Genomic DNA, 9565 nt, shown 5'->3' with positions numbered 1-9565 from the left:
GGCGCCAACCCCCCTGCCCCCCCCCCCCCGAATGCCCGCCTATAAATAATTAAAAAACCCCGCCGCGGGGGCTCTATCTCAAATAATTGGGCGCGGCGGGGGCCCTTCACGCCCCCCCCCCGCGGCACCGAATGTGGTCAGGATGAGCCGACTCGGTGATTTCAGGCAGCGAGGTCGGTCACGCGCTGGTAGGCCCGGTCGCGCAGCCGCCGCAGTCGTACGCCGGGATCGGCGAGTCTGCGAAACGTGTCGTCCTTCGTGAAGACCTCGATGAGCCAGCCGTCGTCGATCATCTCGGCTCGGCGGTCCCGGTCACGTTCAAGCTGCTCGGGGGTGCTGTGCCACTCCGCCCCGTCGTACTCGACGCCTATTCGTAGGTGCTCGTTGCCGAGGTCGAGGCGTCCGAGAAATCGGCTTCCGCGACGGACCTCGAGTTGAGGTACGAGATCGACGCCTCTCACTTCTTTCGACCAGATCCGCAGCACCGACTCCGGAGGCGACTCCGCTCGTCCATCGGCAAGGGGACCGACAGCCCGCAGCGTCGTGACATATCGTTGTCCGCGGAACCTGTTGATTCCCGCGAGGAACTCGCCGGGATCGTACTGGCCGAGCCGGTGCATCTGGTCGATCGCGGCGATGGCTCTTTCGGGCCAGCGCACCCGGCCGACGTCCCAGGCGGTGCGGAGCGAATTGGAGACGAGCAGCCCGTCGATCTCGATGATGTCGTCATCGAGGAAAGTGCGCTCGCCACTGGCCGCGAGATCGTTGCGTAGACGTCCACGCCCGGCGGGCAGGAAGACGGAGAGGGGCTGCAGGTCGAGGTGCTCACCAGGGGCGAGCATCATCTCGGCGCCGAGAAGCCATCCGGCATGCCGATCGACCACCACCGCGTCTTTGGGCACGACAAGCTTGAGCCCCGCCACCCGCAGGTCTAGCGAGTCGCCCATCTCCGTCGCGACATAGACGCCCTTGATCAGGCGGCGGACGAGGCCCAGGTGTACGAGTTCGCGCAACTGGCGATAGGTCACGCCGGACTCGAGCGCCATCTTGGCGGTGAACGGCAGCGTCGGCGGCAGTGGAAAGTCGGGGCTGAGCGTACGGGTGAACTGCATCTGTTCGATATCCATGCGCCCAGCATGAGCGGGACCACCGACATTTGACGTTGACCGCCGAGTCGGCTCGTTATGACGAGCCGACTCGGCGTCGGATCTGGTCAGGACGAGCCGACTCGGCGTCGACATCGGTCAGGACGAGCCGACTCGGCGTCGGTATCGGTCAGGACGAGCCGACTCGGCGGGTGGTGGTCAGCAGGAGGCGCCGAAGATGGACTCGGCGTACTCCGGGTGGTCGACGAAGGGGTTCCGGTTGTGCTGGTAGGTCGAGTAGACGGTGTTGTTGCGGGTGCGTTCGGCTGCGGTGACCGGGTCGGCGTTGTGCCAGCCGAGCAGGACGCAGACCTTGCCGAGGTAGTTGGTCGAGCCGTTGATGGCGTTGTTGACCTCGAGGTCGGCGAAGCCGTCGTCGCCGTTGTAGCGCACGGCCATGTAGAGGATGCCGCGGGCGAGGTCGCCCTTGACGCTGTCACGAGGCTCGAAGGAGTCGGAGTCGGTCCAGCAGTCGCTGCACTCCGAGACCGCCGACCCGCCCAGGTCGAAGTCCTTGTTGCCCCGGGTGGAGTTGACGGTGACGTCCTCGGGCCGCAGGTGGTGCACGTCGGTGCCGGGGCCGTTGCTGGTGCCGAAGTTGCCATGGCTCTGCGGCCAGGTGTGCTCGCGGTTCCAGTTGTTGGCGTCACCGCCGTTGTTGGTCTTCGGCGTGGAGACACCGGAGTAGAACTCGATCACGTTCGAGGAGTTGTTCGGGTCCTGGTCGAGGACCTTCAGCGCCTCCCAGACCGCGCTGTAGGACAGCGTGGTGTGGCCGTCGATGATGTTGTGCAGCGCCGACTTCAGCGACGAGCCGGACAGGCCGGCGGCCGGGTCGTAGTAGCCCGCCGGGATTCCCGGGTCAGCGGTCGGGGTGGCTGTCGGGGTCGGAGTCGGGGTCGGCGTGGAGCCGGCGAACGCGAAGGCGGTGGCGTTCTTGTGGCCGGGATGGGAGAAGTACGCCGTCAGGGTGCCGGTCACATCGATCTGACGCCCCTTCAGACTCGGGTTGGACCGAAGGCCCCACGCGCTGCGGAACGCATCGGGGATCTGCACGTAGAGCATCTTGGACGTGCTGGTCTCCGCGGCCGAGTCAGCGATCGCGAGAGCGTAGTCGTTGGGGTAGTTGCTGGTCACGACCGTGCTGGTCGCTGTGGGCTGGCCGACGACGTAGCCGCGTACGGTGGCCGTCGAGCCGTTCTGAGTGGCGATCGCCGTGGTGACGTTGATCGTGGCCGCCTGGGCCGGGGCGGTCGTGATCACGACCGCCATGAAACTCGCCAAGGCGAGGGCAACGAGGCTGGCCAGGGTGAGGCCGAGCCGCCGAGAGACGCTGAAGGACATGCTCGGATGGTGGCAGTCGCCAGGTGCCCGCGGAACCCGCTGCGGGAAAGATTTACCTGCCGTTATCAACCTGGGTAACGGAGTTCCCGAGACATGTGTGCCGACTCGGCGCTTCTGCGTGGGACAGTCGCGCCGAGTCGGGAGGAGGTCAGAGCTTCGAGGCGGCGGCCCGGTCCAGGAACCAGGTCGTCTCGGTCGTGCCGGTGACGCCGGTGGCGGGGATCTCGGTGATCGGGGCGCCGGCGTGGGCCTTGGCCACCGCTTCGGCCTTGCCCTCGCCGCTGACCAGGAACCAGACGGTCGTGGACCGGCGCAGCGCCTCGAAGGTGAAGGTGATGCGCTCGGGCGGGGGCTTGGGGGAGCCGGTGACGCCGACGGCGATCGCGTTCTTCGCCTCGAGCTGCGGGAAGCCGGGGAAGAGGGAGGCGATGTGGCCGTCGGGGCCGACGCCGAGCATCAGGATGTCGAAGCCGCCGGAGCCGTGGCTGCGTACGTCGTCGGAGAACCGTGCCGCTGCCTCGTCGACGCTCAGGCCGGAGTCGGTGGCGGGCATCTCGTGGATGCGGTGGTCGGGGACACCGACTTCGGTCAGGAAGGCGGCGCGGGCCTGGCCGGCGTTGCGGTCGGGGGAGTCGGCGGCGACGTAGCGCTCGTCGCCGAAGAAGAACTCCACCGCGCCCCAGTCGACACCCGACTCGGGGGCGAGGCGGGCGATCTCGCGATGGATCGCCTCGGCGATGGTGCCACCGGTGAGACCGATGGTGGGTACGTCGCCGGCCGCCTGAAGGTCGGCGAGGCGGCTGAGGAACTCCCCGGCCACAGCGGAGGCCAGGGCCTCGGCGGTGTCGTGGACCTCAATGAGTGACTCGGGATGACCGTCGCTGGTCACGTGCGCTTCTCTCTGTAGTAGGCGATGAGGGATTGGGTGGAGGCGTCCTGCCGCCCGGCGGCCTCCGCGTCGCCGGAGACGGCCGGACTGACCTGCAGGGCCAGCTGCTTGCCGAGCTCGACGCCCCACTGGTCGAAGGAGTCGATGCCCCACACCACACCCTGGGTGAAGGTGATGTGCTCGTAGAGGGCGATCAGCTGGCCCAGGACTCCGGGGGTCAGTGACGGCGCCATGATCGAGGTGGTCGGCCGGTTGCCGGAGAAGACCCGCGCGTTGACGATGTTCTCCGCGGTGCCCTCGGCGCGCACCTGCTCGGCCGTCTTGCCGAAGGCGAGCGCCTGGGTCTGGGCGAAGAAGTTGGCGAGGAACAGCTCGTGGACGTCGACGTCGCTGTCGCGCAGCGGGTAGGCGGGGTTCGCGAAGGCGATGAAGTCTGCCGGGATGACCCGGGTGCCCTGGTGGATCAGCTGGTAGAACGCGTGCTGTCCGTTGGTGCCGGGCTCGCCCCAGAACACCTCTCCGGTGTCGGTCGTCACCGCGGTGCCGTCCCAGCGCACCGACTTGCCGTTGGACTCCATGGTCAGCTGCTGAAGGTACGCCGGGAACCGGTGCAGCAGCTGGGAGTAGGGCAGCACGGCGTGGGTCTGGGCGTCGAGGAAGTTGACGTACCAGACGTTCAGGAGGCCCATCAGCGCCGGCACGTTCCGCTCGAGCGGGGTGGTGCGGAAGTGCTCGTCGATCGCGTGGAACCCGCCGAGGAACTCGGCGAAGCCCTCCGGCCCGATGGCGATCGCCAGGGTGGTGCCGATCGCGGAGTCGACCGAGTAGCGGCCGCCCACCCAGTCCCAGAAGCCGAACGCGTTCTGCGGGTCGATCCCGAACGCCTCGACCTTGTCCAGCGCCGTGGAGACGGCCACGAAGTGCTTCGCGACGGCATCGGCGGAGTCCACGTCGTCGCCGAGCGCGTCGAGCACCCAGGCACGCGCCAGCCGGGCGTTGGTCAGTGTCTCCAGGGTGGAGAAGGTCTTCGACGAGACCACGAACAGGGTCGTGGCCGGGTCGAGCCCCTTGAGCTTCTGGCCAGCGTCGGTGGGATCGATGTTGGAGATGAACCGACACTCGATCTCAGGATGACGGAACGGCTCGAGCGCTTCGTAGGCCATCACCGGCCCCAGGTCGGAGCCGCCGATGCCGATGTTGACGACCGTGTGGATCCGCTCGCCGGTGACGCCCTTCCACTCGCCGGAGCGGACCCGGTCGGCGAAGGCGTACATCTTCGCCAGGGTCTCGTGGACGGCGGGCACGACGTCGGTGCCGTCGACCTCGAGGGAGGCGTCGGCGGGAAGACGCAGGGCGGTGTGGAGCACCGCGCGGTCCTCGGTGACGTTGATGTGCTCGCCGGCGAGCATCGCGTCCCGCCGCGCCTCCAGACCGACCTGCTCGGCGAGAGCGAGCAGCGTGGCCAGGAGTTCGTCGGTGATGAGGTCCTTGGAGAGGTCGACGTGGAGGTCGGCCGCCTCGAAGGTGAAGCGTGAGGCCCGGCCGGGATCATCGGCGAACCACGAGCGCAGGTCGGGCGCGAAGCCGGCCCGCTGCTCGGTGAGTGCCTTCCAGGCGTCCGTCGTGGTCGCGTCGACCGGGCCTTCGCTCACTGCTTGACCGCCTCGATCTGGGCGACGACGGTGTCGACGAGCTCCGTCCAGGAGACCTTGAACTTGTCGACGCCCTCGGTCTCCAGGACCAGGAAGACGTCGTCGAGGTCGACCCCGACCGAGCGCAGCGACTCGAAGACGGCGGCCGCCTCGGCACCCTTGCCGGTGACGACGTCGCCCTTGACCTCGCCGTGGTCGGCGAAGGCCTCCATCGTCTTCTCCGGCATGGTGTTGACCGTGTCGGCGACGACCAGGTCGGTGACGTAGAGGGTGTCGGGGTAGGCCGGGTTCTTGACCCCGGTCGAGGCCCACAGCGGCCGCTGGGCGTTGGCGCCCTCACCGGCCACCGCGGTCCAGCGCTCGCTGGAGTGGACCTCCTCGAAGGCGGCGTACGCGGCGATCGCGTTGGCCACCGCGGCCTTGCCGAGCAGCGCGGTGGCCTCGGGGGTGCCGAGAGCCTCGAGCCGCTTGTCGATCTCGGTGTCGACGCGGGAGACGAAGAAAGAGGCCACCGAGCGGATCGTGGAGAGGTCGATCCCGGCTGCCTTGGCCTGCTCCAGACCGGTCAGATAGGCGTCCATCACGGCCTGGTAGCGCTCGACCGAGAAGATCAGGGTCACGTTGACCGAGATGCCCGCGGCGATCGCGGCGGTGATCGCGGGGAGCCCCTCGAGGGTCGCCGGAATCTTGATCAGCACGTTGGGGCGGTCGACCGCGGCCCACAGCGCCTTGGCGGAGGCGATGGTCGCGTCGGTGTCGTTGGCCAGGGTCGGCTCGACCTCGATCGAGACCCGGCCGTCGTCCTTGGTGGACTCGGCGACCGGCGCGAGGATGTCGCAGGCGTTGCGTACGTCCTGGGTGGTGAGGCCGAAGATGACCTCGTCGACGGTCTTGCCGTCGGCCACCAGCGAGCGCAGCTGCTCGTCGTAGCGCTCACCGTTGGCGATCGCGGCGGCGAAGATGGTCGGGTTGGTGGTCACGCCGACGACGGACTTCTCCTTGACGAGATCGGCCAGGTTGCCGGTCTCGATGCGCTCGCGGGAGAGGTCGTCGAGCCAGATGGATACGCCGGCCTCGGCCAGCGCCTTGAGTCGGTCAGACATATTTCATGCTCCCTTGTTGATGGCGGCGAGGCTCTCCTTGGCGGCCGTGACGACCGCTTCGGGGGTGAAGCCGTACTCCTTGAACAGCAGCGCTCCGGACGCCGAGGCGCCGAAGTGCTCGAGCGATACGATCCGGCCGGCGTCACCGACGTACTCGCGCCAGCCCTGCTTCACGCCGGCCTCGACGCTGACCCGCGCCTTGACGTTGGGCGGGATCACCGAGTCCCGGTAGTCCTGCTCCTGGGCATCGAACCACTCCAGGCAAGGCAGCGAGACGACGCGGGCGCCGATGCCCTCCTTCGCCAGCTCCTCGCGGGCGGCGACGGCGTACTGCACCTCGGAGCCGGTGCCGAGCAGCACGACGTCCACGGTCCCGGTGGGGGAGTCGAGGAGTACGTAGCCACCCTTGGCCACGCCGCTCGTGTCGGCGAAGCCATCCTTCCCGCGCGGGAACGTCGGCAGCGCCTGACGGGTCAGGATGAGCGCCGAGGGGCGGTCGTGGTGCTTGAGCACCTCGAGCCACGCGGCTGCGGTCTCGTTGGCGTCGGCGGGACGGACCACGTCGAGACCCGGGATGGCCCGGACCGCGGCGAGGTGCTCGACCGGCTGGTGGGTCGGGCCGTCCTCGCCCAGGCCGACGGAGTCGTGGGTCCAGACGTGGATCACCGGCAGCTTGGACAGCGCCCCGACGCGTACGGCGCCTCGCATGTAGTCGGAGAACTGGAAGAACGTGCCACCGAAGGCCCGCGTCGGCGAGTGGGCCACGATGCCGTTGAGGATCGCGCCCATGGCGTGCTCGCGGATGCCGAAGTGGAGCACGCGGCCGGCGTAGGGGTCGCCCTTCCACTCGTGGGTGGAGCGGTCCTCGGGGACGAAGCTGGGCGCACCGGAGATGGTGGTGTTGTTGGAGCCGGCGAGGTCGGCCGAACCGCCCCACAGCTCGGGCAGCACCGGCGCCAGCGCGTTGATCACCTTGCCGGAGGCGGCACGGGTGGCGATGCCCTTGGCGTCGGCCTCGAAGACCGGCAGCGCGTCGGCGATGCCGTCGGGGAGCTCCCCGGCCTGCAGCCGCTCGAGCAGCTTGGCGCCCTCCGGGTTGGCCTCGGCCCAGGCGGCCTCCTCGGCGCGCCAGGCCTCCTCGGCCTTCTCGCCGCGCTCGATGAGCTGGCGGGTGTGGGCGAGCACCTCGGGGTCGACGTCGAAGGACTTGGCCGGGTCGAAGCCCAGGATCTCCTTGGTCGCGGCGACCTCCTCGGCGCCGAGCGCCGAACCGTGGGCCGCCTCGGTGTTCTGCGCGTTCGGGGCGGGCCAGGCGATGATGGTGCGCAGCACGATCAGCGACGGCTGGTCGGTGACCTCGCCGGCGGCGTTGATCGCGTCGAACAGCGCCGGGACGTCCTCGGTGTAGCCGGTGCCGTCGTGGGTCCAGTCGACCTCCTGGACGTGCCAGCCGTAGGCCTTGTAGCGGGCGGCGACGTCCTCGGTGAACGCGACGTTGGTGTCGCCCTCGATCGAGATCCGGTTGGCGTCGTAGATCATCGTGAGGTTGCCGAGCTTCTGGGTGCCGGCGATCGAGCTCGCCTCACCACTGACGCCCTCCTGCAGGTCGCCGTCGCCGGCCAGGACGTACGTCTTGTGGTCGAACGGGCTCGGCTGGTCGACCGGCGTGTCCGGGTCGAGCAGGCCGCGAAGCCGGCGCTGGGCCATCGCGATGCCGACGGCGTTGGCGACACCCTGGCCGAGCGGGCCGGTGGTCACCTCCACACCGCGGGTATGGCCGCGCTCGGGGTGACCCGGGGTCAGCGAGCCCCAGGTGCGCAGGGCCTCCAGGTCGCCGAGCTCGAGACCGAAGCCGCCGAGGTAGAGCTGGATGTAGAGGGTGACGCTCGAGTGGCCGACGGAGAGCACGAACCGGTCCCGACCGAGCCAGTCGGTGTCGGCGGGGTTGTGCTTCATCACCTTCTGGAAGAGCAGGTACGCCGCCGGGGCCAGGCTCATCGCGGTGCCAGGGTGGCCGTTGCCGACCTTCTGCACGGAGTCCATGGCGAGTACGCGGACGGTGTCCACGGCCTTGTTGTCCAGATCGGTCCACTCGAGTACAGGTTTGGTGCTCACGAGGTGCCTTTTCAAAGTCGTCGACTCCACATTGGGAGAGTTCTTGGGCTGGCCGTGGGGGCTGCCGAATCCGAGCCTACTCACGCCCGGGGTTAGACTGCGAGCCGCATGCTGTGAACTGCTTGTATGTGCCGCATGTGACGCCTCAACCCGAACGAGAAGGATCTTCTCAGTGACGCACGTCGAACAGCCGGTCCCCGACCTCGACCAGCGTAGCGACCGCGCGTCAATGCGCGATGTCATCTCGGCGTACGTCTCCTTGACGAAGCCCCGGGTGATCGAGCTGCTGCTGCTGACCACGGTGCCGGTGATGTTCTTCGCCGCCCAGGGTGTCCCGGGCGTCGGCCTGGTCGCGGCCACCGTCGTCGGCGGGATCTTCTCGGCCGGTTCGGCCTCGGTCTTCAACTGCGTCTACGACCGCGACATCGACGAGCAGATGAGGCGTACGCGGCGCCGGGCGCTGCCGCGGCACGTGGTCACCCCTCGGGCGGCCCTGATCTTCGGCTCCGTCCTGGCCGTGCTGTCGGTGCTGGTGCTCGGGTTCTTCGTGAACTGGCTCTCCGCCGGCCTGTCGCTGGCGGCCAACGCCTTCTACGTCTTCGTCTACACGATGCTGCTCAAGCGGCGCACCACGCAGAACATCGTCTGGGGCGGCATCGCTGGCTGCTTCCCGACCCTGATCGGCTGGACCGCGGTCACCAACTCGGTGAGCTGGGAGCCGCTGATCCTGTTCATGGTCGTCTTCTTCTGGACCCCGCCGCACACCTGGGCCCTGGCGCTGCGCTACCGCGAGGACTACGCGCAGGTCGACGTGCCGATGCTGCCGGTGGTCCGTTCCGCGCGCCACGTCGGCGGCCAGATCGTGGCGTACTCCTGGATCATGGTCGCCACCTCGCTGCTGCTGTGGCCGATCGCCTCCACCGGCTGGCTCTACCCAGTCGCCGCCATCGCTCTCGGCGCAGTCTTCCTCGTCCAGGCCCACCAGCTGCACGCGCGCACCAAGGGCACCGAGGACCTCACCAAGATCCGCCCCATGCAGCTGTTCCACAGCAGCAACCTCTACCTGAGCCTGCTCTTCGTCGCCCTCGCGGTCGACCCGCTGATCCGCTGACCCCTCCCGCCGAGGCGTCACCGGCCTCGCCCGAGGCGTCAGCCCGGTCGGGCGAGGCGTCAGCCCGGTCGGGCGAGGCGTCAGCCCGGTCGGGCGAGGCGTCAGCCCGGTCGGGCGAGGCGTCAGCCCGGTCGGACGAGGCGTCAGCCCGGTCGGACGATGCGTCAGCCCGGTCGGACGAGGCGTCAGCCCGGTCGGACGAGGCG

At 68.8% G+C, this 9565-nt stretch carries 7 protein-coding genes; 1 reads left to right on the top strand and 6 read right to left on the bottom strand.

From position 1 onward, the window contains the following. Positions 1-161 precede the first annotated feature (161 nt). The 6 genes from ACFV9G_RS13480 to tkt form a co-directional block, all read right to left on the bottom strand. Positions 162-1127: a hypothetical protein gene (locus ACFV9G_RS13480; RefSeq protein WP_378727973.1), complete on the bottom strand. Its 966-nt coding sequence runs from the start codon at positions 1125-1127 to the stop codon at positions 162-164. A 177-nt stretch (positions 1128-1304) separates the two neighbouring features. After that, entirely contained in the window at positions 1305-2489 is a 1185-nt protein-coding gene (locus ACFV9G_RS13475) for an endonuclease (RefSeq protein ID WP_378727972.1), read from the bottom strand. A gap of 148 nt (positions 2490-2637) precedes the next feature. Then, the gene (gene pgl / locus ACFV9G_RS13470; protein WP_378727971.1) at positions 2638-3378 is read right to left on the bottom strand and encodes a 6-phosphogluconolactonase; all 741 of its coding nucleotides are present in this window, start codon (positions 3376-3378) and stop codon (positions 2638-2640) included. After that, positions 3375-5030: a glucose-6-phosphate isomerase gene (gene pgi / locus ACFV9G_RS13465; protein ID WP_378727970.1), complete on the bottom strand. Its 1656-nt coding sequence runs from the start codon at positions 5028-5030 to the stop codon at positions 3375-3377. The genes pgl and pgi overlap by 4 nt, the downstream gene beginning before the upstream one ends. After that, complete coding sequence (gene tal / locus ACFV9G_RS13460) at positions 5027-6133, bottom strand: transaldolase (RefSeq protein WP_378727969.1); 1107 nt, start codon at positions 6131-6133, stop codon at positions 5027-5029. The genes pgi and tal overlap by 4 nt, the downstream gene beginning before the upstream one ends. A gap of 3 nt (positions 6134-6136) precedes the next feature. After that, positions 6137-8248, bottom strand: coding sequence for a transketolase (tkt, locus tag ACFV9G_RS13455; protein WP_378727968.1), 2112 nt, complete (start codon positions 8246-8248; stop codon positions 6137-6139). 172 nt (positions 8249-8420) lie between these two features. Between tkt and ACFV9G_RS13450 the strand changes: the two genes are divergently transcribed. Next, positions 8421-9359 carry a heme o synthase gene (locus ACFV9G_RS13450; protein WP_378727967.1) on the top strand — a complete coding sequence of 313 codons (939 nt, stop codon included), beginning with the start codon at positions 8421-8423 and terminating at the stop codon, positions 9357-9359. Positions 9360-9565 lie beyond the last annotated feature (206 nt).

Source organism: Nocardioides sp. NPDC059952 (assembly GCF_042730435.1).
In the GTDB taxonomy this organism is placed as follows: Bacteria; Actinomycetota; Actinomycetes; order Propionibacteriales; family Nocardioidaceae; genus Nocardioides.
The sequence above is the reverse complement of the archived record's forward strand: the minus strand, read 5'-3'. Positions and strand labels throughout refer to the sequence as shown.